The sequence below is a fragment of the Tsukamurella pseudospumae genome (assembly GCF_001575205.1).
Taxonomy (GTDB): domain Bacteria; phylum Actinomycetota; class Actinomycetes; order Mycobacteriales; family Mycobacteriaceae; genus Tsukamurella; species Tsukamurella pseudospumae.
In genome coordinates this window covers 42,749-67,052 of the sequence record NZ_LSRE01000002.1, presented here as the reverse complement: position 1 = coordinate 67,052, position 24,304 = coordinate 42,749, and the positions used below count along the sequence as shown (strand labels likewise).

Genomic DNA, 24,304 nt, shown 5'->3' with positions numbered 1-24,304 from the left:
CTCGTTGGCAATCAGTCTCCGCATGCCTCCAGCAAGTTTCGGCAAACTTGCGGAGCTGGGAAAACACAATGGTGTGATTGCTACCGCGAGTGAATTACGATGGTGATGTTTGCCAAACCGGAGCAAGGTTTGCCAAAAAATTCTGAGAGAGTTGGGGCATGACCAAACCGCACGAAGGTGTCGCGCGACTCGCCGGCGCCGTCAAGGCACGTCGAGGCGCGCTGGGCCTAAGTCAGCTCGACGTCGCCGCGGCGGGCGGCCCGTCCGACACCACGCAGTCCAAGATCGAGCTCACTCTTGCCACCAAGGTCGGCCCGCGAACGCTCGCGAAGTACGACAACGCTCTCCAATGGCCCGCTGGCCGGGCTGCCGCGATCTTCAGCGGCGAGCTCGATGGACACGGCCTGGCCTCACTGATCCCTGTCGGGATCGACCACGACGAGGACTCGCTGACTCTCCCCTCCTCCAAGATCAACCCGGGGTACATCCAGCAGGCAGCGCGAGTCGCTAGGCCGACGCGGGAGTACCGACTCCTGACGGCGAACCTGGACCTGGCGGAGAAGATTCTCGACCACGCCGAAGCGGCGGTTGAGCCATGGTCAAAGGCCGGAGTCCGATCCCAGATGCCGTACATCGGAGACCTGCTCGACTCGGTCGCCCGATATTCCGACATCGTGAGCGGGCCCGAGTTCGAGTCGGTCCAGGGACGTGTTCGGCAGGACTCCGAGCGGTACGCCACCCAAAGACTCCGACTCGGCATGTCGCTCGGCATCGAAGGGACGGGGATGGGCGTCCGCATAGCCCTCGGTGACGACTGGGAATCGAGAATCGACTGGCCCCAGCTTGAGCAGTTCGAGGACGTCCGCAGAGCGATCGGCGAGCTCGAGGAAGCCGCGCGTGACCGCCACGGCGACGACGTTCACCTGGACTCGGCGAACTTCTTCAACAACGTGTTCAGCCGCTGGCTGCGAGCCCGCGGTGTCCTGGACGCCGATCAGGCTGACTTCGAGTTGGCCGCCCGCGACCTCGGCGACGAGCCGGTCGGCCGGAAGATCCGACGCCGGCAGGACGAGGCCAGCGAGCTGCCCGATCCGGAGGGACCGGAGGGCGGGGCGTGACCGCAACCGCCTGGGCCGGGATCGGAGCGGTCACCGCAGCGTTCCTGACCCAGCTCGTCACCATCTGGCTCTCCCGACCATCACGAACCCGACACGGCCAGATGGAAGCGGTGAAACTAGACCTCGAGGTCGCTGAGCTTCTCGACGAGCAGGATCCCCTCCGAACGTGGCTTACTCACTACGCGCGGATGCGCATCATCGGCATCGGAATGTCCGAAACGCGCGACAGATATGACCGCGTCGTCAAGACGATGATCGCGTCCCAGGCTGCGGTAGTTGTGACGTCAGCAATTACGATCGGTATGGCCTGCTATTACGGCCTTCAGCATGCATCAGGCGTTGACTGGCTACCGTATCTCGGGCTTATCGCGATCGTTGGCGCCGCAGGCCTGATGAATGCTTCGCAACTTCGGGACACGCTCAAGCGCAGAGGACCGTACGCACGTGGCTTCGACGACATGTCCGCCAGATCTGTCGGCCCGTACGTCACGCGACTCCGGAAGGACCTCAAGGCTCCAGAGATTCAGGGCTACAAGAACGAATGACACCGGTGTAGTTCCTGGTCAGGGCGTTTTCTGTCGGTCCGTACGTGTACAACATCGGGCATGACGATCGAACGAGGAACCTGGCACCCGTGGAGGGAGGCCCGCGCCCGGAACTGGCTGGAGATCCGCTTCGGGGACGTCGGGCACGCCACCCTCGCCGGGTGCATCAACGGGCGGCGGATACAGCTGGCCGACGACCTCACCCAGGCCGAGCGGCGGTGCACCCTCGCGCACGAGCTCGTCCACGACGAGCGCCGCGTGTACCCCCGCGACCCCGTCCTGCGGGCCCGCGAGGAGACCACGGTGCACGAGATCGCTGCCCGGCGACTCATCGAGCTGCAGGACCTCGTCGACGTGCTCCGCTGGGCCCGGCACGCCACCGAGGTAGCCGACGAGCTGTGGGTCGACGTGCCGACGCTCCTCGCCCGCGTCCGCGCACTCACCGACGACGAACGGGCATGGGTCGATGCCCGGGTCGAGGACCGACCATGCTGAGCGACCAGCAACGCGCGATCCTCGACTTCGAGACCGCGGCAACGTGGTGGCGCACCGCCGGCGCGAAGGAGAACCAGATCCGCGACCGGTTCGGAATCACGAGTACCCGCTACTACCAGGTCCTCAACCCGCGCTCTGGACGACCCCGAAGCGGTGGCCTACGCGCCTGCCACCGTCGCGCGGCTGCGGAGGGCCCGCGGGGGCCGCTAGGCCGGATGGATCTCGACGTCCTCGCGGCGGAAGCCCGCCACGCCGCGGGACTGCGTCGGCATCACGCGCACCGTCACCATTGAACGGATCACCTCGCGCCGCTCGACCACCGTCAACACCGTCCAGTCCTCGGGGTTCTCGGCGAGCCGGCCGATCAGCGGCGACCGATATGACGCGCGGGCTCGAGCGAGCGCCGCGTCGATCTGCGGCTGCAGTTTCTGCTCGATCGCGGCGAGCGCGCGCGGCGACGGGCCGCCCGGCTCAGCCGCCGCGACGGTGAACTCGTCCAGACGGTCCTGCAGTTCCTGCGCCTCCCTCCTCGCCGCTGCCGCTGCTGCGCCACCGTCGTCAGCCAGCTGTGCCCGGTCGATCGTCCGGATCCGGGCCAGCGTCGCCCGCACGACGGCCTTCTCGAGAGGCTTCGCCTGCCGCCTCACATGCAGCCCGTCGCTGCACACGTACGCCGGTGGCGCGCTGATCTTCTGCGCCGATGGCGGCCAGTAGTGCCGCATCCCCGCGCCGCACACGCCGCACCTCGCGATGCCCGCCAGCAGGTGCCGCACAGGCACGCCGCCACCGCCGCTCGCACGCCGGGCCGGGTCGGCGAACGCCGCGATGATCTGGTCCCGCTGCTCCGGCGACCACAGCGCCGGCCAGTTCGCCTCACCCACAACCTTCCCCTGATGCACACGCAGGCCCGCATACGAGGCGAGGTGGAGCCGGTCGCGCATCTGCCGGTGCGTGCCCGTCACTCCTTGCTCGTTCGCCCAACGGGTCACCTCCCGCAGTGTCTCGCCCTCGAGGATCCGGCGGGCAGCCTCCTGCATCACCGGCGCGACCTCGTCGGGCTCCCACGTGACCGTGCGGCCCGTGCGCGGATCACGCACCGGCCGGTAGCCCGGTGGGGTCTTCCCCGACGGCCGGCCCTCCGCCGCTGCCGACCGCTTCCCACGAAGCACACGGGCGCGGATCTGCTCGGCCTCCTTCTCCGCGAGCAGCGCGTCGAGACCAGTACCGAACCGGTCGTCGCCGTCGGACAGGTCGAAGACGCGGCCGTTGTAGGCCCACTTCACGCCGCGGTCCGCGCACAGGTTCCGCAGCTCCACGTAGGCAGCGAGGTCGCGTTGCGCTCGGCTGGCCTCCCACGTGACGAGGACGTCGCCCGGCCGCAGGATCTCCTTCAGCTCGCGGTACGCGGGCCGGTCCTTCCCGCTGTAGCGGCTGGCGCCGATGTCGTTGTCGGTGAGGACGCGGGTCACGTTCCAGCCCTGACGATCGCAGAACTCGCGGCACTCCCGCTCCTGCTCCTGCACGGACCGCGTCCCGTGATCCTGTGACACCCGCGCGTAGATCACCGCTTCCATGCTGGTCATCATATCTGAACCTATTCATGCACTTGCCTGAGGCGGGCGACCCCGTGCAGATCTCCTCGATCCGCACCGACAACATCGGCCAGCAGTTCCACGGCTTCTTCCGCCCGACGGGGTAGCGATGATCTCCACGACGCTGTGGCTGACGGCGGCACCGTTCATCGCCGCCGCTCTGGCGCTGACCGGCGTCTCCTTCGCGACCCGGCAGAAGGAGGTTCCGAGCGCCGCGCCGAGTGGTGGCGGCGGATGGCGTGGGCGGTGGAGCGCACCGCCGACGAGGACGCCTACACCTCACGAATCGGCGCGGCGACGGTCGAGGCGCTCCTGACCTCGGATCTGGCGACGGGCGACCGAACGGGAAGTCATCGGGGCGATCACGCTGGCGGACCTGTCGCACGGGGAGGATACTGAGAGTGAGCCGGAGCACGAGTGAGGACGCGCGTTCATGACGGAGAAGCAGCGCTGGGTGTACACCCCCGAGGGGCAGTTGAAGCTCGCGCAGATCGCCGCGAAAGCGGCGCTGCTGAACGGCCGCAAGCCCGATCCGCGCGCACTGAAGGTGCTCAGGAAGCACTCCGATCCTCTGGCCGACGCCGAACCGGCGTAGTGCACTACGCTGGGCGCCATGGCGTCTGACATCGTCCCGATCGAGCTCGGCCTCACCGACGGCCCGGTGTACACCCTGTGGGCACCGCGGTGGCGTGACGGGGAGGACGAATGGGAGGCCTTCCTGGGCCTCGACGAGGATCTGTACGGCTTCACGTCGGTCGCGGAGCTCGTCGCCTTCGTGCGCAGTGACAAGCCGAACGACCTCGACGACCACCCGGCATGGGAGGCGCTCACCACGCTCCCCGCAGAGGCCTTCGTGCCGCGCGACGACCGCAGCTTCGACGTGATCTCCGTGCCCGAACTGGCCGCCGAGGAGCCCACCCCCGAGGTGATCGCCGAACTCGAGGACACCCTCGAGATCGTCGGCCTCATCGGCGAGGTGTGCGAGCTGATCGACGTCACCAAGTTCTTCAACGGCAACCCCGTGCTGGGCACCGTGCGCATCGGCACCCGCAACTTCGAGGGCCGTGAGGGCGCGGAGATGTGGCACAAGGTGGGCCAGATCATCAGCCGCAAGTGGGACGACGTGATCGACGCGATCGAGGGCGTCGTCAGTGCCCCGAAGGTGTCGGCCACGCTGACCGAGGCGGCTGAGGAGGAGCTCGCGGCCGCCGAGGAGAAGGCCGCCGCGCTGGCCGCCGACACCGAGGACCTCGATGACGACCTCGACGACGTGCCCGGTCTCGACACCGACGACCTCGATGAGGACGACGACGAGTTCGACGAGGACGACGCGGCGGACGACGAGGCCGTGGACGCCGTCGAGGACGACGAGGAGTTCGAGGACGACGACTCGTTCTGGGGCCGGGTCGGCATCGACCCGATCAAGATCATCACCTCGACCGGCGAGTACTACACGCTGCGCTGCTACCTGGACGACAATCCGATCTTCTTGGGCCGCAAGGGCAAGATCTTCGCCTTCGACTCCGAGGGTGCGCTGGCCCGGTACCTCGCGGACGACAACGACACCGACCTGTCCACCGTGTCCACGTACCAGGAGGTCCAGGTCGCGGCCACCGACGGTTCGCTGGAGGTCGAGGTGTACGACGACAACGTCTACGTGCTCCCCGGCATCAGCGAGGACATCGCCGACGGCCCTCGCCGCATCGACCGCGACCAGCTGGACCTCGCGGTCGAGCTGCTGCTGGACTCCGCCGACTTCGCCGACGACGCGTCAGTGCGGGAGGCCCTGCGCCCGACGACGCCGCTCGGCTTCTTCGTCTCCTACGCGCTCGACCCGCAGCCGCGCCGGCTGGCACCGTCGGGCCCGTTCGACAACGAGGTTGAGGCCTGGCGGGCCCTCGAGCACGACTTCGAGGACCGCCTCACCTCCAAGTGACTCGGCGGCTCAGCCGATCAGCACGGCGAAGCCGGGCTTGATCGTCTCGTCGATGATCGCCAGCCGCTCGTCGAAGGGCAGGAACGCCGACTTCATGGCGTTGATCGTGAAGCGCTGCAGATCGGTCCAGCCGTAGCCGAAGGTCTCCACCAGCTTGAGCATCTCCTTGCTCATGGTGGTGTCGCTCATGAGCCGGTTGTCCGTGTTCACCGTGACGCGGAAACGCAGCTGCGCCAACAGGTTGAAGGGGTGCTCCTCGAGCGACGCGACGGCTCCGGTCTGGACGTTGGAGCTCGGGCACATCTCCAACGGGATGCGGGCGTCGCGCACGCGCGCGGCGACGCGGCCGAGCCGCGCACCGGCGAAGTCGGCGGATCCGGGCTCCACGCCGTCGATGTCGTCGACGATGCGCACGCCGTGCCCCAACCGGTCGCAGCCGCAGAAGGCCAACGCCTCGTGGATGGACGGCAGGCCGAAGGCCTCCCCTGCGTGAATCGTGAAGGGCGCCGAGTGATCCCGCATGTACTCGAAGGCGTCCAGGTGCCTGCTGGGCGGGAAGCCGGCCTCGGCGCCCGCGATGTCGAAGCCGACGGCGCCGCGGTCGCGCCAGCGCACCGTCAGCTCCGCGATCTCCCGCGAGCGCGCCGCGTGCCGCATGGCGGTCACCAGGCAGCGCACGACGATCGGACGCCCGGCGGTGCGCGCCGCGGACTCGCCCGAGGCGAAGCCGGCCAGCACGGCCTCCATCACCTCGTCGAGCGAGAGCCCGCGCTGCAGGTGCTGCTCGGGCGCGAACCGCACCTCCGCGTACACCACGCCGTCGGCGGCCAGATCCTCGGCGCACTCGCGCGCCACCCGGGCCAGCGCCTCAGGTGTCTGCATCACGCCCACGGTGTGCTCGAAGGTCTCGAGGTACTTCACGAGCGAGCCGGAGTCCGCGGCGTCGCGGAACCACGCGGCCAGCTCGGGCTCGGTGGTGGCGGGCAGGTTCGCGTAACCGGTCTCCGCGGCCAGCTCGAGGACGGTGGCGGGCCGCAGCCCTCCGTCGAGGTGGTCGTGCAGTAGCACCTTGGGTGCGCGCTTCAGGGAGGCCAGGTCGATGGGGGTGGGTCCAACGGGATTCGCCATAGGGCAACGCTACCGGCTACCCGCGCGTAACACCCCGGCGACGCTAGCGCTCCGTGAGATAGGTGAGGATCGCGCGGACGCGGCGGTTCCCCTCCTCGGGCGGCAGGTCGAGCTTGGCGAAGATGTTGGCCACGTGCTTGGCCACGGCGGCGTCCGAGACTACCAGCGCCGCAGCGATGTCGGAGTTGCTTCGTCCCTCCGCCATCAGCGCCAGAACCTCCCCCTCCCGGGGCGTGAGCCGATCGAGCACCGTCGGGGTGAACAGCTTGGAGACGACCTCCGGGTCGACCACCACTCCCCCGGACGCGACGGTGTCGAGGGCGCGCAGGAAGTCGTCGACCCGCCCCACCCGCTCCTTGAGCAGATAGCCCACGCCGCCACCGGAGTCGAGGAGTCGTCGGGCGTACGCGGCGGCCACGTACTGCGAGAGCACCAGCACCGGCAGGCCCGCCCGCGACGACCGCAGCTCGAGCGCGGCCCGCAGACCGTCGTCCCCGTGCCCGGGCGGCATCCGCACGTCCGTCACAACCAGGTCGACGGTGCCCGGGTCGATCGCCCGGAGCGCATCGGCGTCGCCGAGCAGGCCGACCACCTCGTGGCCGGCCCGTTCGACGATCCGCTGCAGCCCCTCGGCGAGCAGGACGGCATCTTCGGCGATCACGATCCGCACTACTTCCATCCGCCTTCCGTCCGCACGTGCCCTCTCCTCGGCTCACACGATGCGCATCGTCCCCATGCCGCCCTCAGACCCCACGTGCCCTCTCCTCAGCTCCTATTATCCGCATCCGAGGCAGATTACGACACGGCCCTCGCCCAATAGAGCGTGGTGGGCCCTCCGGGCGGGCTGAGCACCGTCAGCGTCGCGCCGATCGCCTCGGCCCGCTCGATGAGCCCCGCCAGGCCGGTCCCGCGCGCCGGGTCGGCGCCACCGGCACCGTCGTCCATGACGGTCATCGAGACGCCCAGGACACCCGCCGCGAAGGTGATCCACACCTGCCGCGCGCCGCCGTGCTTGATCGCGTTGGTCACGGCCTCGCTGGCGGTGTAGTACATCGCCTGCTCGATCTCGGCGGGCAGCCTGCGTCCGGGCTCCCACCCCTCGCCGGCGTGCACGTCGACCCGGATCGCCCCACCGAGCTCGGTGCAGGCGGCCTCGACCCCGGCATCGTCGAGCACCTGCGGATGGACCCCGCGGACGGTGTCCCGCAGGCCCGCCATCGCGCGTTCGAGCCGGGCCTGTGCCTCGGCCACCTGGGCGCGCACGTCCTCGGACGACTCCGCGGACAGGCTCTGCTGCAACTCGCCGAGCTGCAGCGACAGGCTCGCCAGATCCTGCTGCGGTCCGTCGTGCAGATTGCGCTCAATGCGGCGGCGCTCGCCCTCGAAGGAGTCCACCAGCACGCCGCGCGAGGTCTCCAGCGCGTTCACGCGGCGCTGCAGCTCCTCCTCGGTGGGGCCGAGCAACAGACGTGCGGTGGCGGCCTGCGTCACGGAGACCGCGTAGGTGACGTAGAGCCCGACGGCGCAGATCGCGAGACCGACGATCGCCCAGACGGTCTGGCTGATGAAGCCCTCGACACGGGTGCCCATGACGTTGATGTCGTCGGCGAGCAACGGCCCGAACACCAGCCCCAGCCCCAGGATCCAGCCGACCGCCGCGCCGAAGAACACGATCGGCGTGAGCACCGCCAACAGCAGCGAGTACGCGACCTCCCGCCACGTCGCCCGCTCCCCGATCCGAGCGCCCGCGCGGGTCGAGAGGTTCCCGGTCACGGGCGGATGCGGATCGCCGATCGCCGGCGCGTCGAGCCACGTGACGCGCAGCCGCTCCAGCTTCGCCAGCCCGTAGGACCACGCCGGCGCGAAGGGCAGCAGCACGATGACGGCGTAGAGGAAGAACACCACCCAGCCGACGAGCATCGACACCGTGAAGTAGGCCAGCCCACGCCACGGCGCGGACGTGGTGAGGAAGCGAAGGGGCTCGCGCAGCGGCGCGGCGAGCGATGCGGTCGGCTGCGCTCGGCGCGCCGGGGACGAGGTCACATGGTCGATCATGCCGTAGACGCTAGGGCCGCGGCCCCGCCCGAGTCGCTGGCGCGGACGGGAGGATCCGGGGTGGTGCCAGCACTACCCCGCGCGGGGTTAGCGTGATCTCATGCGCATCGCGATCCTCGACGACTACCAGGACGTCTCCCGCCGGTTCGGCGACTTCTCCGGGCTCGACGTCACCGTGTTCACCGAGCCGCTCACCGACGTGGCCGGGCAGCTCGCCGGGTTCGACGGGGTCGTGGCGATGCGTGAACGCACCCGCTTCCAGGCGGAGGTGCTGCGGTCCCTCCCGGACCTGCGGCTCCTGGTGTCGACGGGGCGCCGCAACGCCGCCATCGACCTCGCCGCGGCATCCGAGCTGGGGATCACGGTGTGCCACACCGGCTATCGGCCCGCCGCGGCCGCCGAGCACACCTGGGCGCTGATTCTCGGAGCGCTGCGGCACATCCCCGAGGAGGACGCGAACATCCGGGCCGGGCGCTGGCAGAGCACCGTCGGGAAGGAACTGCACGAGAGCACGATCGGCATCGTCGGACTGGGCGGGCTCGGGCGCCGCGTGGCGCGCGTGGCGACCGCCTTCCGTATGGAGGTGATCGCCTGGTCCAGCAACATCGACGCCGACCGCGCGGCCGAGGTGGGGGCGACGGTCGTGAGCAAGGAGGAACTGTTCGAACGTTCCGACGTGGTCACGATCCACTACGTGCTCTCCGAGCGCTCGCGCGGCATCGTCGGCGCCGCCGACATCGCCCGGATGCGGCCGGGTGCACTCCTCGTCAACACCTCCCGCGCGGGCGTGCTGGACACACCGGCCGCGGCCGCCGCCGCGCGCCGCGGCGACATCCGGCTGGCGCTCGACGTGTTCGACACCGAGCCCCTGCCCGCCGACGATCCGCTGCGGGACCTGCCGAACTCGGTGCTCACCGGGCACGTCGGCTACGTCACCGAGCAGCAGTACCGCGCCTTCTACACCGACGCGGCCGAGGACGTCCGTGCCTACCTCGCGGGCGCCCCCGTCCGCGTCATGAATCCGCCCGGGGCCTGATCACTCGGCCGTCACGCGGTCCAGCACCAGGGAGCCGCGCGGCGTCGCCGATCCGCCGATGGTCGCGGCACCGTCGAGCGCGGCGAGCGCACCGTCGAACTTCTCCGGGGTGTCGGTGTGCAGGGTGAACAGGGGCTCGCCCGCGCGCACCTCGTCACCGAGCCCGGCGTGCCAGGTGACGCCCGCTCCCGCCTGCACCGGCTCGCCCTGCCGCTCGCGCCCCGCGCCGAGGCGCCAGGCCGCGATGCCGACGCCCATCGCGTCCAGGCCGGTCAACACGCCGGACTCCGGCGCGGCGACGGTCCGTGTGTGCGTCGCGACGGGCAGCGCCGCGTCCGGGTCGCCGCCCTGCGCCGCGATCATCGCGCGCCAACTGTCCATCGCGCGACCGTTCGCGAGGTGCTCGGCCGGGTCGGCGTCGACGCCCGCCAGCGCGAGCATCTCGCGGGCGAGCGCCAGCGTCAGTTCCACGACGTCCGACGGTCCGCCGCCCGCGAGGACCTCGAGCGACTCCGCGACCTCGAGAGCATTGCCCGCACTGCGACCGAGCGGCGTGGACATGTCGGTGAGCAGCGCGACGGTCCGCACGCCCGAGTCGTGGCCCAGCGCGACCATCGTCTCCGCGAGCTCGCGCGCCTGCTCGCGCGTCTTCATGAACGCGCCCTTGCCGACCTTGACGTCGAGCACGAGCGATGCCGTGCCCTCGGCGATCTTCTTGCTCATGATCGAGCTGGCGATGAGCGGGATCGCCTCGACGGTGCTGGTGACATCGCGGAGCGCGTAGAGCTTCTTGTCGGCGGGCGCGAGTCCGGATCCGGCGGCGCAGATGACGCCGCCGACCTTCTCCAGCTGGTCGAACATCTCCGCGTTGGACAGGTCCGCACGCCAGCCGGGAACGGCCTCGAGCTTGTCCAGCGTGCCGCCGGTGTGGCCGAGGCCGCGACCCGACAGCTGCGGGACCGCGACCCCGTAGGACGCGACCAGCGGAGTGAGCGGAAGTGTGATCTTGTCGCCGACGCCGCCGGTGGAGTGCTTGTCGGTCGTCGCCAACGGGGCACCGTCGCGGCGCAGGCCCGAGAAGTCCATCCGCTCGCCGGTGCCGATCATCGCGGCGGTCCAGCGGGCGATCTCACGGCGGTCCATCCCGTTGAGGAAGATCGCCATCGCGAGCGCGGACATCTGGTAGTCGGCCACCACTCCCGTCGTGAACCCGTTGATCACCCAGTCGATCTGGCCGTCGGACAGCATCCTGCCGTCGCGTTTGGCGGCGATGATGGAGACGGCGTCGTACACCTCGGTCATCGTGCTACCTCTTCCATGTCGTCGGGCCCGAAGGCGTCGGGCAGGAGCCGGCTCAGCGGCATCGGGCCGGAGCGGTGATCGATGAGCAGGTCGCCGCCGCCGTGTTCGTGGAGCAGTTGGCGGCACCTCCCGCACGGGAGCAGGACGTCCCCGTTCGCGTTGGCGCAGGAGAAGGCGACGAGCCGTCCGCCGCCCGTCGTACGGAGCGCGCCGACGAGTCCGCACTCGGCGCAGAGGGTCAGGCCGTATGAGACATTCTCCACATTGCAGCCAGTCACCACACGCCCGTCGTCGACCAGTGCGGCCGCCCCGACGGGATAGTTCGAATAGGGCGCGTAAGCGTTCCCCATGGCCTTGACGGCGCTGCGCCGCAAGACCTCCCAGTCGATATCGGGCACTGCGTACCACTCCCTTCCGAGGCCTTGTTGATTCCTCATCAATTACGGTCAGGCAAACCTAACTAAATCTGTTCGGCCCCAATGGATCGGGACCGTGGTTTCGATTCCACATTCCCGTGGGTTTAAGGTCAAGGCGTGGGTTCAGGTATACGTCGCGACTGACGCCGGTGCGAGGGCTCGATACCCCTCCGTCGACCGATCTCCCGTCGTATCCAACAACGATGTCGAAGGCAGGGCTCGATGAGCAGTACTACCGAGGTGGCGGCCGCCGAGGAGCCGCGCCGCGTCTCCCTCTACAAGGGCGATCCGGGCATGTTGAACTGGGTGCTGCACCGCATCAGCGGCGTCACCATCTTCTTCTTCTTGTTCGTCCACGTGCTCGACACCGCGGTGATCCGCGTCGACCCCACGGCCTACGACAAGGTCATCGAGACCTACAAGACCCCGATCATCGGCCTGCTCGAGATCGGTCTCGTCATGGCCATCCTGTTCCACGCCCTCAACGGCGTCCGGGTGATCCTCGTCGATTTCTGGAGCAAGGGCGTCCAGTATCAGAAGGCGATGTCCATCGTGGTGTGGACCGTCTTCCTGCTCACCGGCGCCGCAATGGCCGCGCGCCTGCTCTACATCATGATCTCGCACGGGTAGGGGCAACGACAGATGACTACAGCGAACGAACCCAAGCTCGCCAAGACCCTCATGAAGCAGTACGACCGCCCCGCATCGCTCGACGCGCCGCGCTCGCCGCACCGCCCCGCGGGCAACAACTTCGAGAAGTGGGCGTGGCTGTTCATGCGCTTCTCGGGCGTGGCCCTGCTCGTGCTCGTCTTCGGGCACGTCTTCATCATGCTGGCCATCGACAACGGCGTGCACCGCATCGATGCGGCCTTCGTCGCGAAGCGGTGGGCCAGCCCCTACTGGCAGGTCTGGGACATCACGATGCTGTGGCTCGCACAGCTGCACGGCGGCAACGGCCTCCGCGTGATCATCGACGACTACGCCCGCAAGGACCGCACCCGGTTCTGGCTCAAGACGCTGCTGGCTCTGTCGATGATCCTCGTGGTCGTCCTCGGCACCTACGCGCTGCTCACCTTCAATACGGCTACCAACTAGCGCGCGAGAGGACTCACCCGCATCATGCAGGAACATCGTTACGACGTGGTGATCATCGGTGCCGGCGGCGCCGGTATGCGCGCGGCCATCGAGGCCGGCCCCCGCGCCCGCACCGCGGTGCTCACGAAGCTCTACCCCACCCGTTCCCACACCGGCGCGGCGCAGGGCGGCATGTGCGCCTCCCTCGCCAACGTCGAGGAGGACAACTGGGAGTGGCACACCTTCGACACGGTCAAGGGCGGCGACTACATCGTCGACCAGGACGCCGCGGAGATCATGGCCAAGGAGGCCATCGACGCGGTGCTCGACCTGGAGAAGATGGGCCTGCCCTTCAACCGCACGCCCGAGGGCAAGATCGACCAGCGCCGGTTCGGCGGCCACACGCGCGATCACGGTAAGGCGCCCGTGCGCCGCGCCTGCTACGCCGCGGACCGCACCGGTCACATGATCCTGCAGACCCTGTATCAGAACTGCGTCAAGCACGACGTGGAGTTCTACAACGAGTTCTACGTGCTCGACATCGCGCTGACGGAGACCGAGGACGGCCCCGTCGCCACCGGCGCCGTCGCGTACGAGCTCGCCACCGGCGAGCTGCACGTCTTCCACGCCAAGGCGATCATCTTCGCCACCGGCGGCTCGGGGCGCATGTACAAGACCACGTCGAACGCGCACACCCTGACCGGCGACGGCATGGGCATCGTCTTCCGCAAGGGCCTGCCCCTCGAGGACATGGAGTTCCACCAGTTCCATCCGACGGGCCTCGCGGGCCTGGGCATCCTCATCACCGAGGGCGTGCGCGGCGAGGGCGGCATCCTCCGCAACGCCGACGGTGAGCGGTTCATGGAGCGCTACGCCCCCACCATCAAGGACCTCGCTCCGCGCGACATCGTCGCCCGCTCGATGGTGCTCGAGGTGCTCGAGGGCCGCGGCGCCGGCCCGAACAAGGACTACGTGCTCCTGGATGTCACGCACATCCCGGAAGAGACCCTGATGGCCAAGCTGCCGGACATCATGGAGTTCTCGCGCACCTACCTCGGCGTCGACCCCGTCACCGAGCTGGTGCCCGTGTACCCCACCTGCCACTACGTGATGGGCGGCATCCCCACCAACATCCACGGTGAGGTGCTGCGCGACAACGACCACGTCGTCCCCGGCCTGTACGCCGCGGGCGAGTGCGCGTGCGTGTCCGTGCACGGCGCGAACCGCCTGGGCACCAACTCGCTGCTCGACATCAACGTCTTCGGCCGCCGTTCCGGCATCGCCGCGGCGGAGTACGCCAAGACGCACGACTTCGTGCCGCTGCCCGAGAACCCGGCCGACATGGTCGAGAAGTGGGTCGCGTCGATGCTCAGCGACCACGGCAACGAGAACGTCATGGCGATCCGCACCGAGTTGCAGCAGACGATGGACAACAACGCCGCCGTCTTCCGCACGGAGAAGACCCTGACGCAGGCACTCGACGACGTCCGCGCCCTCAAGAAGCGGTACGAGCACGTCACCGTCACCGACAAGGGCACACGGTTCAACAGCGACCTGCTCGAGGCCATCGAGCTGGGCTTCCTGCTCGAGCTGGCCGAGGTCACCGTCGTGGGCGCGCTCAACCGCAAGGAGACCCGCGGCGGCCACGCCCGCGAGGACTACCCGACGCGCGACGACGTGAACTTCATGGTGCACACCATGGCGTACAAGGAGGGCGAGGGCCTGGAGTCCGGGATCCGTCTCGACACCAAGCCCGTCGTGCAGACCCGCTACGAGCCGATGGAGCGTAAGTACTGATGACCGCCGCAGTTGACACCCCCGCTTCCGTGCAGCCGCCGGTCCCGCCCGGCTCCACGATGGTCACGATCAAGGTCTACCGGTTCAACCCGGAGGATCCCGACGCGGCGGGCTGGCAGAGCTACCGGGTTCCCGCGCTCCCCTCGGACCGCTTCTTGAACCTGCTCCTGTACATCAAGGGCTACCTCGACGGCACCCTGACCTTCCGTCGTTCCTGCGCCCATGGCGTGTGCGGCTCCGATGCCATGCGCATCAACGGCGTCAACCGCCTCGCCTGCAAGATGCTGATGAAGGACTTCCTGCACGGCGACAAGGACGTGACCATCACGGTCGAGCCGATCCGCGGCCTGCCCGTCGAGAAGGACCTCGTCGTCGACATGGAGCCCTTCTTCGACGCCTTCCGCGCCGTGAAGCCCTTCCTGATGACCTCGGGCAACGAGCCGACCCGCGAGCGCATCCAGTCCCCCACGGACCGTGAGCGTTTCGATGACACCACCAAGTGCATCCTCTGCGCCTGCTGCACCACCAGCTGCCCGGTGTACTGGATGGACGGCTCGTACTTCGGCCCCGCGGCGATCGTGAACGCGCACCGCTTCATCTTCGACAGCCGCGACGAGGGCGCCGCCGAGCGCCTCGAGATCCTCAACGGCGTCGACGGTGTGTGGCGCTGCCGCACCACCTTCAACTGCACCGACGCGTGCCCCCGCGGCATCCAGGTGACGAAGGCCATCCAGGAGGTCAAGCGCGCCCTCCTGTTCAGCCGCTAGAACCTTTACTGCAGCCCGGAACGCCCCGGACCTCACCCGAGGTCCGGGGCGTTCCTCATTCGAGAAGGAGACGACCGTGCCCGCGAACCTGATCAGCACCACGATCGACGACGGACTCCTGCGCGGTCACCTCGACCTCGAGGCGACGGCGCGCGGCCTCCTGCCGCACCGCCTCCCCGCAGCGGCCCGCCGCCGCATCCCGGATGCGCGGCTCGCCTCCGCGGAGGCGCAACCGTCCGGCGTGCGCCTGGTCTTCCGGACCGCGGCCACCGTCATCGAGCTCGAGACCCTGCCGACCAAACGCGCGTACGCGGGCCTCCCGCCCCTACCCGACGGGGTCTACGACCTCGTCGTGGACGGCCGGCTCGTCGCGCGGACGACGGTGCCGGGCGGGAACGTCGAGACCGTCGTCGACATGGTGACGCAGGAGGCGGAGCGTACCGAGGGACCGTCGGGAATCGCCCGGTTCGCCGACCTGCCCGCCGGGGAGAAGCACGTCGAGATCTGGCTCCCCCACAACGAGATCACGGAGCTGGTCGCCCTGCGCGTCGATGCGCCCGTGGTCCCGGCCGGTCGACGCGAGCGCGTCTGGCTGCACCACGGCAGCTCGATCAGCCACGGCTCGGGTGCGACGCACCCGACGGGGACCTGGCCCGCGATCGCCGCTGCGTCGGGCGGGGTCGACCTCGTCAACCTGGGGTTCGGCGGCAGCGCACTCCTCGACCCGTTCGTCGCCCGCGCCATCCGCGACACCCCCGCCGACCTGATCAGCCTCAAGAGCGGCATCAACCTCACCAACATGGACGTGATGCGCCTGCGCGCGTTCGTCCCCGCCGTCCACGGCTTCCTGGACACCGTCCGCGACGGCCACCCGACCACCCCGCTGCTGCTCGTCTCGCCCATCCTGTGCCCGATCCAGGAGGACACCCCCGGACCGGTGATGCCCGTCCCGTCGGCCACGGGCCTGCGGTTCGAGGCCACCGGCGATCCGGCGGAGGTCCCGGCGGGAAGGCTGACGCTGAGCGTCATCCGCGACGCCCTCGAGCGCATCGTGGCCGACCGGTCGGGGCAGGACCCGCACCTGCACCTCCTCGACGGGCGCGCCCTGTACGGCGCGGACGACTACGCCCGCCTCCCCCTCCCGGACGAACTCCACCCCGACGCCGCCACCCACGCCCTGATCGGAGCGAGATTCGGCGAGCTCGCCTTCGGGGCGGGCGGCGCCTTCGCTTCCTGACTCCCCGCCGTTCAGGCGCCGACGAGCCGGTTGGCGAAGGTCGAGACCGTGTAGACGCCGACGCCGAACACGACCTCGAGCGCATTGCGCGGCGTGAATCCCGCGTCGAAGAACTCCTGGAGTTCTGCGTCCGCCACCCGCCCGGCACCGTCGAACAACCGCCCGACGAACGTGACCGTCGCGGCGACGGCCGCGTCGTCGGAGCCCAGCCCGGCGGCGATGTCGCGCACCACGTCCGCCCGGTCCATCCGGGTCAGCTCCGCCGAGTGGATCCGGACGCACACCTCGCAGCCGTTGCGGTGGGCGACGGCGAGGATCACCGCCTCCCGGACCACGGGAGGCAGCGACGCCGCCTCGAACGCCGCGCTCGCCGCGAGGAATCCGTTGAGCAGGGCCGGCGACTCCGCCTGCAGCGCGGCGGCGCGCGGCACTCCGCCGAACTTCGCGCGGATCGCATCGAGGGCCGGGCGGGACTCGGGCGGCGCCGTGTCGACCGTGTGCACCGTGAAAACCATGATCACTCCCTTTTAGACAACTTAGTTGACGATTAGCGTCACGATACAGTCAATCCGGTTGACGAAACAAGGGGTGACGCGGTGTCGAGACCGGGCTACGAGCTACCGCTCCTCCTTCTCGGCGGCTTCCGCGAGGCCGTCGATGAGGCGCACCGCATCCTGGCCGACCAGGGCTTCCCCGAGACGCGCCCGCGGGACGGATTCGCGATGCAGGCCATCGGCGACGGCTCGACCGCCGGCGAGATCGCCACGACACTCGGAGTGTCGAAGCAGGCCGCCGCCAAGACCATCGCCCGCCTCGTCGACCTGGATTACGTCGCCGTCGGCCACGACCCGGAGGACGGTCGACGACGACTCGTCGCACCCACCCCCCGCGGACGCGCGATGCTCCAGGCGAGCGCAACGGCGTTCGGGACCGTCCGCGACGCATGGGCACGTCGGATCGGCGCCGGCCGACTCGACGCCATGCTCGACGATCTGGCGTCTCTGGCGGCATCGCCGATCCGCCTCGACACCCTGGCGGCACTGACCGAGGATGTGGATGACCAGCGTAAACGCGCATCGCAACAGAATGACACCAGATAGTCGTTGACGTGACACCATGATGGTGTCATAGTTGACGCCATGGACATCACACCCTTCGTCAGCGACCTCCAGCGCCAGCTCATCGCCGCGGCGGAGCGCGACTTCGCCGACGCCGGGGACAACGGCGTCGACGATGCCGGCGCGAGCGCGGAGCGGCTCGCCTCGGGCCTGGACGCCGCCGTTCGGCTGGTCCTGCTCGACGCGCTGTCCGCAGCCGCGGCCGAGATCACCCGCGACCTGGTGCCGGGCTCCGTCGACCTGCGTCTGCGCGGCCGCGAGGTGGACTTCGTCATCGCCGCGCCGCGCACAGAACCGGACGACGAGGCCACCCCCTCCGGCGTCGATTTCGACGACGCCAGCACCTCCCGGACCACCCTGCGCCTGCCCGACGCGCTCAAGACCCGGGTCGACGAGGCCGCCGCCGCGGAAGGCTTATCGGTCAACACGTGGCTGGTCCGCGCCGTCGCGGCGGCATTGGCTCCCCGCAAACGACGATCCGCGCAGCGAGCGCTCCGCACCGGCGACGACTTCGCCGGCTGGGCGCGCTGACCACTCCCTGAACCCGGAGTCCAACAGCTCGACGCACAACCCCCGCACCCCGCGGGGTCGGTCGAGCACACCCTCGAAAGGCCCGTCATGCCCGTCTTCCCCACCCCCGAGCCCATCGACCTCGCCGTCAACCTGCAGGTCGGCGACCTCGAGGTCGTCGCGACCGACCGCACCGACACCGTCGTCACCATCTCCCCCAGTTCCCCGAACAAGGCCGCGGACCGCCGCGGCGCCGAGGCCGTCCGCGTGGAGTTCGACGGTGCCCGACTCGTCATCGTGGGCCCCAAGCCGAAGTTCGGGCTCATGAGCTTCATCGGCGCCTCCGAGTCCGTCGACATCACCGTCGAGCTACCCGCCGGCTCCCGGTTCACCGCCGAGAGCGCCGTCGGCGGCGTCCGCACCGAGGGCAGGCTGGCCGCCACGCGGATCAAGGCGAGCACCGGCACCGTCGAGCTCGAGACGACGGGCGACCTGTGGCTCCGCGCGGGCCACGGCAACGCCACGGCCGGCGCGGTCGAGGGCTCCGCGGAGATCACCGCCGACCACGGGCAGATCCGCATCGCGTCCATCGCCGGTGACGCGGTGCTCAAGGCCTCCCACGGCAGTGTCCGTATCGGGGAGACGACCGGCGGCGTCGAGGCGAACCTGTCCTACGGCGACCTCGACATCGACCGCGCCACCTCGTCCGTCGCGGCGAAGACGGCGTACGGCGCCATCACCCTGGCCGAGGTCTCGGGCGGCACGATCGACCTCGAGAGCAGCTACGGACGGCTCACCGTCGGTGTGGCGGAGGGGGTTCCGGCGTGGCTCGACCTGTCCTCCAAGGAGGGACGCGTGCGCAATCGTCTCGAGGAGGGCCTCCCGGACACAGGCGAGCCGGACGCGGAACCGGCGGGCGAGCACGTCTCCGTGCGGGCGCGAGCGAAGTTCGGCGACATCGACATCCGACGCGCTCGCTGAGCGCGCATCCCTCGTCAGGAGAACATCATGACCATGACCACCACCGCGGCCATCGAGGTCCGTGGTATCGAGAAGAGCTACGGCGACCTGCCGGTGCTCCGCGGGGTCGACTTCGACGTCGCCCCCGGCAGCGTCTTCGCCCTGCTCGGCGCGAACGGCGCGGGCAAGACCACACTGGTCCGCATCCTGTCGACCCTGCTGCGCCCCGACGCGGGCAGCGCGACCGTGCACGGCTACGAGGTCACCGCCGAGCCGCAGCGGGTCCGCGAATCCATCAGCCTCACCGGGCAGTTCGCCGCCGTCGACGAGATCCTCACGGGCCGGGAGAACCTCGTGCTCGTGGCGCGGCTGCGCCACCAGGGCGACCCCGGCACCGTCGCCGACGGTCTCCTGGAACGGTTCCGCCTGACGGACGCGGGCGGACGCCGCGTCGGCACCTATTCCGGCGGCATGCGGCGGCGTCTCGACATCGCCATGAGCCTCATCGGCGACCCCGCGGTGATCTTCCTCGACGAGCCCACCACCGGCCTCGATCCGGAGGCCCGGATCGACGTGTGGGAGATCGTGAAAGAACTGGCGGCACAGGGCACGACGCTCCTGCTGACCACCCAGTACCTCGAGGAGGCCGAGCAACTGGCCGACCGCATCGCGATCCTGCGCGACGGCCGGATCGTCGCGAACGGCACCCTGGCCGAGCTCAAGCGACTGCTGCCGGCGGCCAAGGTCGAGTACGTCGAGAAGCAGCCGTCGCTCGAAGAGGTCTTCCTCGCGCTCACCGGATCTCGCACCGAACCCACCACGGAGGACCGATCATGACCACCTACGCAGTCTCGGACACCGGTGCGCTGCTGGGCCGATCACTCAAACACATCACCCGCAGCACCGACACGATCATCACCACCGCGATCACGCCGATCGCGATGATGCTGCTGTTCGCCTATGTCTTCGGCGGGGCGATCAAGGGCAGCACCGGCGGCACGAACTATGTGAACTACCTGCTGCCCGGAATCCTGTTGATGGCCATCGCATCCGGCATCGCGTACACGGCGCTGCGGTTGTTCAACGACATGCAGGGTGGGATCTTCGAGCGCTTCCAGTCGATGCCGATCGCGCGCTCGTCGGTGCTGTGGGCACACGTGCTCACATCGATGGTCGCGAACGCGATCACCGTCGTGATCATCCTCGGAGTCGGGCTGCTCATGGGCTTCCGCTCCTCTGCCGGCCCGCTCGCCTGGCTCGGCGTCGCCGGGATGCTGGCGCTGTTCACGCTGGCGCTCACCTGGATCGCGGTGGCGGTCGGTCTGACCGCGAAGTCGGTGGACGGCGCGACCGGGTTCTCGTACCCGCTCATCTTCCTGCCCTTCATCAGCTCGGCGTTCGTGCCGACCGCCACGATGCCCGGGCCGGTGCGCGCCTTCGCCGAGCACCAGCCCGTCACCTCGATCGTCAACACGATCTCCGCCCTGCTCGCCCAGCGCCCCGTCGACGGTGCCGACCTCGCCTCCGCGGTCGGTTGGAGCGCGGGCATCCTGATCGTCGCCTACGGCGCCGCGCTGCTCGCCTATCGCCGCCGGGTCCGCTGAGCCGACCCGACGCTCAGTCCTTCTGGTGCGTGGGCGTCGCGAAGAACTGCACCACCACGAAGGCGATCACGAGCGCCGCCGCGGGCAGGATGATCGTCGATCCCATCGCGTCGGCGAACGGGCCGCGGAGGAACTCCGGCAGGGCGCCGGTGGCCATCGCCCCGCCTCCCCCGCCTGCGGCGGCGTGCCCCGTGGCGGCGGCGAACTTCTCCTCGATCTGGTGCTGCATGAGCACGCCGACCGATGCGCTGCCGAGCACGGCGCCCACCTGGCGCGTCATGTTGTAGACGCCGGAGCCGGCGCCCGCGAGCTGCAGCGGCAGGTTCCGGTTCGCGGTGGCCGCGAGCGGTCCCCAGATGAACGCGTTACCGACGCCCATCAGCCCGATCGGCAGCAGGATGCCGACCACGGGCGTGGTGTCCTGTGCGACGAAGGCCAGCCAGAACAGCGCGATCGCGTTGGCCGCGAAGCCGAATCCGGTGAGGTAGCGCGGGTGCACCTTGTCGGCCAGCTTGCCCGACGGCGCCGCCAGGGCGCCCGAGATCACGGCGAGCGGGATGAGCAGCAGCGCCGAGCGGGTGGGCGTGAGGCCCATCGACTTCTGCGCGAACAGCATCAGCGGGATCGACATGCCCGTCACCGAGAAGCCCATGCACGCGATGGCCGCGTTGGACAGCGAGAAGTTGCGATCCTTGAACAGCGACAGCGACATCAGCGGCTCGGCGGCCTTGGACTGCCACCACACGAAGACCACCAGCAGCACCACGCCCGCGACGATCATCGCCCAGATCTCTGCGGACCAGTCCTCCTTCTGTCCCTCCTGCAGACCGAAGGTCACCAGGAACAGGCCGGCCGCACTGAGCAGGATGCCCGGGATGTCGAGCCTGTGCTTGTGCGTGGGCAGGTTCGGCACCAGGATCACCGCGGCGATGAAGGCTGCGATACCCACGGGCACGTTGACGAAGAACACCCACTCCCAGCCGAGCCGGTCGACGAGCACGCCGCCGGCCAGCGGCCCGACGAGGATCGCGACACCGGCGACGGAACCCCACAGCGCCATCGCGGTACCGCGCTTGGCAGCCGGGAACGTACGGGTGATCACGGCCATCGTCTGCGGCGTCATCAGCGCGGCGCCGATGCCCTGCACGACGCGGGCCGCGATGAGCATGCCGATCGTCCCGGACAGGCCGCACCACGCCGACGAGAGCGTGAAGATCGTCAGGCCCACGAGGTAGAGCCGCTTCGGGCCGAACATGTCGCCCAGGCGCCCCGCCAGCAGCAACGGCACCACGTACGCCAGCAGGTAACCGCTGGTCACCCAGATGACACCGTTGAGGTCCTTGCCCTGGGTGAGGTCGATCCAGATGGAATCGGTCGCGACCGAGACGATCGTGGAGTCGACGAGGATCATGAAGAAGCCCACGACCAGCGCCCAGAGGGCGGGCCAGGGGCGGTACCCCGAGGGGAGCCCGGGCAGCGCGCCCGGGTCGTACTGCGGTGCCGTGGTGGCGTCATTCGCCATGACAGGGGGCCTTCCATTCGAGGGTGTCGTCGTCGAGTCGTTCGACGGTGCGCCGCAGCCAGTCCGCTTCTGCGGCGCGCATCGCGATGAGGTAGTCGATGTCGAGCAGATGGACCTCGACGGTCCGTTGCAGCGCGCGGGCCAGCCCGTCCCGCATGGCCCGTACGTCGTTGTCCACCCGGTCGAGCCGGGTGCGGAGCAGGTCGACGACGGTGTCCCGGTCCAGGTTGTGCGCCTCGGCCACCGCCAGCGGGAAGGCGGGGTACTCCTCGGCCGGCCTGGCCAGCATGTCGGCGAGCGTCGCGTGCAACCGTTCCCGGCCCGCGGCGGTGATCGCGTACGTGGTGCGCTCGGGTCGGTTGCCGTCGCGCTCCGTACCGACGGCTCCGACCATTCCGTCCTCGGCCAGCCGGTTCACCGCGTGGTAGAGCGAACCCGCCCGGAGCTTGACCACGAGGTCCTCGCGCCGGTCGACCATCGTGGTGAACATCTCGTAGGGATGCATGTCCCGCTCGACGAGCAGCGCCAGTGCGGCGATCGCCAGCGGGGTCAGTGCCCGTTCCCGCGCCATCCCCCACCTCCGATCCGTGCGCCCGGCGGCAACACTACGCCCCGATTACTCCAGATGGAATATTGCAGTGCGGGGTGATCGCCCAAACCGGGCGGAACCGCTCCGTGACACCGCTCACATCACGCGAAGGTCAGCGTGACCAGCGGGATCGGCCGGTCGATCGTCGCTTGGAAGGCCGCGAGATCGGGGTTGTCCGCGAGCGCCCACGCCGCGAACTCGGCGTACTCATCGCCCACGAGCACCCGAGCCGTGGCGGCGACGGTTCGCTCCCCGATCTCGACGGTGACCGCCGGGTGCCGCCGCGCGTTGTGCCACCACGCCGGGTAGGTCTTCTCGATGAACGAGCTGAGGTACAGCTGCTCGCCCCGGAACAGCGGCCCGAGGGGCACGGTGTGCGGGCGCCCGGACCGTGCACCCGTCGTGGTCAGCAGGAGCAGGGAGCCGCCCGCGTACGCGCCGCCGACCACCCCCTCGTTGGCCCGGAACTCGGCGATCACGTTCCGGTTCCAGTCGCCGATGGCCTCCTCGGTCAGCGTGTTCCAGGGCATCTCGGGGTCGTCGTAGGAGCCCGGTACCGGTGTCTGCTCAGTCATACCCATCACTGTCGCGGGTATTGGTGTCAGTTTCCGTCCGCATGGACGGAGGAGATTCGCCAGGCCCGGGCCGCCGACGGCTTCTTCCCGCACGACATCATCCGCGGCGGCAGGTCCTCCGCGGTCACGGTCACCGCCCACGCGCGCCCGTCCTCGTGCTCGACGGTGACATCGTGGAACGCGGCGGGCGGCGCACCGTCGGACGCGGTGCGCAGGACGTCGGGCCCGACGGGACCGAGCAACTCGCGGACGGCGACCTCCGCCGCCTGCTCGGCGGGCGGGATCGACGAACGTCCGCGCAGCCCGGACGTGGAGACCACCCCTGCGCGCGCGGCGTCGAGGGCCTCGCCGGCCTCCGCGCTCGACATGCGGCCGTACGTGTAGCCGGTGGGCAGGACGATCACCACGGGGGCGAACCGGTGGCCGCCGGTGTGCGAGCACTCCCACACCACCGGCTCGGGGTAGCGGGCGGCGAGTTCCGCGGCGATCGGCCGGCCGAGAACGGCGCAGCACACGTCGCGCTTGCCGTTGGTGCACACGAGCGCGATCGGGTCGGCGGGGTCGCCGGCCGCCGGGTCGTCGACGGGCAGGCGCGGGATCTCGGCGTAGTCGGTGACGGTGAACATCCGCAGCGAACTCCGGCCGGGCACCGAGTCCGCGACGAACACGCGCATCGGCCCGGTCCCGCCCGCGCGCCCGGGCCGGTGGATCAGCAGCACCCGCAGGGCGCGCTGGTCGGCGAACCGTTCGATGGCCGCCCCCACCTCCGGAGCGAAGGTTCCGCCGGAGAACGGATCGCGGCCCCAGCCGGATTCGTTCTCGATGCAGAGCCAGCCCGTCTCCGTCGTCGCGGTGCCGGGGAGCGGCTCGTCCGTGAAACTCGAACAACGCTCCGTCATACCGCCACCGTAGCGGACTACCATGAGCC

Annotated in this window: 28 protein-coding genes and 1 pseudogene; 18 read left to right on the top strand and 11 right to left on the bottom strand. The window is 69.6% G+C overall.

The genetic code is table 11. From position 1 onward, the window contains the following. Window positions 1-158 precede the first annotated feature (158 nt). The 5 genes and pseudogenes from AXK61_RS02435 (at window position 159) to AXK61_RS25850 (ending at window position 2,368) form a co-directional block, all read left to right on the top strand. Window positions 159-1,118, top strand: a complete 960-nt coding sequence (locus AXK61_RS02435) for a helix-turn-helix domain-containing protein (protein ID WP_068743593.1) — start codon at window positions 159-161, stop codon at window positions 1,116-1,118. Beyond that, complete coding sequence (locus AXK61_RS02430; protein ID WP_156485523.1) at window positions 1,115-1,663, top strand: hypothetical protein; 549 nt, start codon at window positions 1,115-1,117, stop codon at window positions 1,661-1,663. The genes AXK61_RS02435 and AXK61_RS02430 overlap by 4 nt, the downstream gene beginning before the upstream one ends. 60 nt (window positions 1,664-1,723) lie before the next feature. Continuing rightward, window positions 1,724-2,158: a hypothetical protein gene (locus AXK61_RS02425; RefSeq protein WP_231855406.1), complete on the top strand. Its 435-nt coding sequence runs from the start codon at window positions 1,724-1,726 to the stop codon at window positions 2,156-2,158. After that, window positions 2,122-2,226, top strand: a pseudogene (locus AXK61_RS25855) (hypothetical protein); the annotation flags it as partial. The gene AXK61_RS02425 and the pseudogene AXK61_RS25855, both read left to right, overlap by 37 nt. A gap of 67 nt (window positions 2,227-2,293) precedes the next feature. After that, on the top strand, window positions 2,294-2,368 hold the full coding sequence (locus tag AXK61_RS25850) for a DUF3263 domain-containing protein (RefSeq protein ID WP_414929981.1): 75 nt from the start codon (window positions 2,294-2,296) through the stop codon (window positions 2,366-2,368). Here AXK61_RS25850 and AXK61_RS02420 read toward each other — a convergent pair. Continuing rightward, window positions 2,365-3,732, bottom strand: coding sequence for a recombinase family protein (locus AXK61_RS02420; RefSeq protein WP_068743882.1), 1,368 nt, complete (start codon window positions 3,730-3,732; stop codon window positions 2,365-2,367). The two genes, AXK61_RS25850 and AXK61_RS02420, sit on opposite strands and share 4 nt — an antisense overlap. Window positions 3,733-4,183: 451 nt before the next feature. Here AXK61_RS02420 and AXK61_RS24695 point away from each other — a divergent pair, with 451 nt between their 5' ends. Together AXK61_RS24695 and AXK61_RS02415 are read left to right on the top strand one after the other, a co-directional pair. Then, a complete protein-coding gene (locus AXK61_RS24695) occupies window positions 4,184-4,345 on the top strand; it encodes a hypothetical protein (RefSeq protein ID WP_156485522.1) in 162 nt (53 codons plus the stop codon). Between the two features lie 18 nt (window positions 4,346-4,363). Continuing rightward, the gene (locus AXK61_RS02415) at window positions 4,364-5,686 is read left to right on the top strand and encodes a primosomal protein (protein ID WP_068570816.1); all 1,323 of its coding nucleotides are present in this window, start codon (window positions 4,364-4,366) and stop codon (window positions 5,684-5,686) included. Between the two features lie 9 nt (window positions 5,687-5,695). Here the strand turns inward: AXK61_RS02415 and AXK61_RS02410 are convergent, their stop codons facing one another. From AXK61_RS02410 to AXK61_RS02400, 3 genes are all read right to left on the bottom strand, one after another. Next, window positions 5,696-6,814, bottom strand: a complete 1,119-nt coding sequence (locus AXK61_RS02410; protein ID WP_068743590.1) for an adenosine deaminase — start codon at window positions 6,812-6,814, stop codon at window positions 5,696-5,698. Window positions 6,815-6,857: 43 nt separating this feature from the next. Beyond that, window positions 6,858-7,493, bottom strand: a complete 636-nt coding sequence (locus AXK61_RS02405) for a response regulator (RefSeq protein WP_068743588.1) — start codon at window positions 7,491-7,493, stop codon at window positions 6,858-6,860. A gap of 116 nt (window positions 7,494-7,609) precedes the next feature. After that, the gene (locus AXK61_RS02400) at window positions 7,610-8,869 is read right to left on the bottom strand and encodes a sensor histidine kinase (RefSeq protein WP_068743587.1); all 1,260 of its coding nucleotides are present in this window, start codon (window positions 8,867-8,869) and stop codon (window positions 7,610-7,612) included. A gap of 100 nt (window positions 8,870-8,969) precedes the next feature. Between AXK61_RS02400 and AXK61_RS02395 the strand changes: the two genes are divergently transcribed. Further along, window positions 8,970-9,905, top strand: a complete 936-nt coding sequence (locus tag AXK61_RS02395; RefSeq protein ID WP_068570807.1) for a D-2-hydroxyacid dehydrogenase family protein — start codon at window positions 8,970-8,972, stop codon at window positions 9,903-9,905. Here AXK61_RS02395 and AXK61_RS02390 read toward each other — a convergent pair whose 3' ends face one another. Further along, on the bottom strand, window positions 9,906-11,207 hold the full coding sequence (locus AXK61_RS02390; protein WP_068743585.1) for a thymidine phosphorylase: 1,302 nt from the start codon (window positions 11,205-11,207) through the stop codon (window positions 9,906-9,908). Then, a complete protein-coding gene (locus AXK61_RS02385) occupies window positions 11,204-11,605 on the bottom strand; it encodes a cytidine deaminase (protein ID WP_197466729.1) in 402 nt (133 codons plus the stop codon). Before AXK61_RS02385 ends, AXK61_RS02390 begins: the two co-directional genes overlap by 4 nt. Before the next feature lie 240 nt (window positions 11,606-11,845). On the opposite strand from AXK61_RS02385, the gene sdhC reads away from it, so the two are divergent. From sdhC to AXK61_RS02360, 5 genes are all read left to right on the top strand, one after another. Then, window positions 11,846-12,253, top strand: a complete 408-nt coding sequence (gene sdhC / locus AXK61_RS02380; protein ID WP_068743582.1) for a succinate dehydrogenase, cytochrome b556 subunit — start codon at window positions 11,846-11,848, stop codon at window positions 12,251-12,253. Window positions 12,254-12,265: 12 nt separating this feature from the next. Then, complete coding sequence (locus AXK61_RS02375) at window positions 12,266-12,718, top strand: succinate dehydrogenase hydrophobic membrane anchor subunit (RefSeq protein WP_068743580.1); 453 nt, start codon at window positions 12,266-12,268, stop codon at window positions 12,716-12,718. A 24-nt stretch (window positions 12,719-12,742) separates the two neighbouring features. Next, window positions 12,743-14,494: a succinate dehydrogenase flavoprotein subunit gene (gene sdhA, locus AXK61_RS02370; RefSeq protein ID WP_068743579.1), complete on the top strand. Its 1,752-nt coding sequence runs from the start codon at window positions 12,743-12,745 to the stop codon at window positions 14,492-14,494. Further along, window positions 14,494-15,261 (top strand): succinate dehydrogenase iron-sulfur subunit, encoded by a 768-nt coding sequence (locus AXK61_RS02365; protein ID WP_068570796.1) that lies wholly within the window; start codon window positions 14,494-14,496, stop codon window positions 15,259-15,261. Before sdhA ends, AXK61_RS02365 begins: the two co-directional genes overlap by 1 nt. A gap of 76 nt (window positions 15,262-15,337) precedes the next feature. Beyond that, window positions 15,338-16,498: an SGNH/GDSL hydrolase family protein gene (locus AXK61_RS02360; protein WP_231855405.1), complete on the top strand. Its 1,161-nt coding sequence runs from the start codon at window positions 15,338-15,340 to the stop codon at window positions 16,496-16,498. Window positions 16,499-16,509: 11 nt separating this feature from the next. On the opposite strand, the gene AXK61_RS02355 is transcribed toward AXK61_RS02360, so the two are convergent. Next, window positions 16,510-17,013: a carboxymuconolactone decarboxylase family protein gene (locus AXK61_RS02355; RefSeq protein WP_068743880.1), complete on the bottom strand. Its 504-nt coding sequence runs from the start codon at window positions 17,011-17,013 to the stop codon at window positions 16,510-16,512. A gap of 81 nt (window positions 17,014-17,094) precedes the next feature. Between AXK61_RS02355 and AXK61_RS02350 the strand changes: the two genes are divergently transcribed. The 5 genes from AXK61_RS02350 to AXK61_RS02330 all read left to right on the top strand — a co-directional run bounded on the left by AXK61_RS02350 (window position 17,095) and on the right by AXK61_RS02330 (window position 20,690). Further along, a complete protein-coding gene (locus AXK61_RS02350; protein ID WP_068743578.1) occupies window positions 17,095-17,598 on the top strand; it encodes a MarR family winged helix-turn-helix transcriptional regulator in 504 nt (167 codons plus the stop codon). A gap of 39 nt (window positions 17,599-17,637) precedes the next feature. Then, a complete protein-coding gene (locus AXK61_RS02345) occupies window positions 17,638-18,147 on the top strand; it encodes a toxin-antitoxin system HicB family antitoxin (RefSeq protein ID WP_068743577.1) in 510 nt (169 codons plus the stop codon). 87 nt (window positions 18,148-18,234) lie between these two features. Next, entirely contained in the window at window positions 18,235-19,107 is an 873-nt protein-coding gene (locus tag AXK61_RS02340) for a DUF4097 family beta strand repeat-containing protein (RefSeq protein WP_068743576.1), read from the top strand. A gap of 33 nt (window positions 19,108-19,140) precedes the next feature. Next, window positions 19,141-19,923 (top strand): ABC transporter ATP-binding protein, encoded by a 783-nt coding sequence (locus tag AXK61_RS02335; RefSeq protein WP_068743877.1) that lies wholly within the window; start codon window positions 19,141-19,143, stop codon window positions 19,921-19,923. After that, window positions 19,920-20,690, top strand: coding sequence for an ABC transporter permease (locus tag AXK61_RS02330; protein WP_068743572.1), 771 nt, complete (start codon window positions 19,920-19,922; stop codon window positions 20,688-20,690). The genes AXK61_RS02335 and AXK61_RS02330 overlap by 4 nt, the downstream gene beginning before the upstream one ends. A 13-nt stretch (window positions 20,691-20,703) precedes the next feature. Here AXK61_RS02330 and AXK61_RS02325 read toward each other — a convergent pair whose 3' ends face one another. The 4 genes from AXK61_RS02325 to AXK61_RS02310 all read right to left on the bottom strand — a co-directional run bounded on the left by AXK61_RS02325 (window position 20,704) and on the right by AXK61_RS02310 (window position 24,275). Further along, on the bottom strand, window positions 20,704-22,212 hold the full coding sequence (locus AXK61_RS02325; protein ID WP_082789180.1) for a DHA2 family efflux MFS transporter permease subunit: 1,509 nt from the start codon (window positions 22,210-22,212) through the stop codon (window positions 20,704-20,706). Beyond that, entirely contained in the window at window positions 22,202-22,783 is a 582-nt protein-coding gene (locus tag AXK61_RS02320; RefSeq protein WP_068570782.1) for a PadR family transcriptional regulator, read from the bottom strand. The genes AXK61_RS02325 and AXK61_RS02320 overlap by 11 nt, the downstream gene beginning before the upstream one ends. Window positions 22,784-22,902: 119 nt before the next feature. Continuing rightward, window positions 22,903-23,376 carry a nitroreductase/quinone reductase family protein gene (locus AXK61_RS02315; RefSeq protein WP_068743571.1) on the bottom strand — a complete coding sequence of 158 codons (474 nt, stop codon included), beginning with the start codon at window positions 23,374-23,376 and terminating at the stop codon, window positions 22,903-22,905. Window positions 23,377-23,402: 26 nt separating this feature from the next. Continuing rightward, window positions 23,403-24,275, bottom strand: coding sequence for a sucrase ferredoxin (locus AXK61_RS02310; RefSeq protein WP_068743570.1), 873 nt, complete (start codon window positions 24,273-24,275; stop codon window positions 23,403-23,405). Window positions 24,276-24,304: the final 29 nt, after the last annotated feature.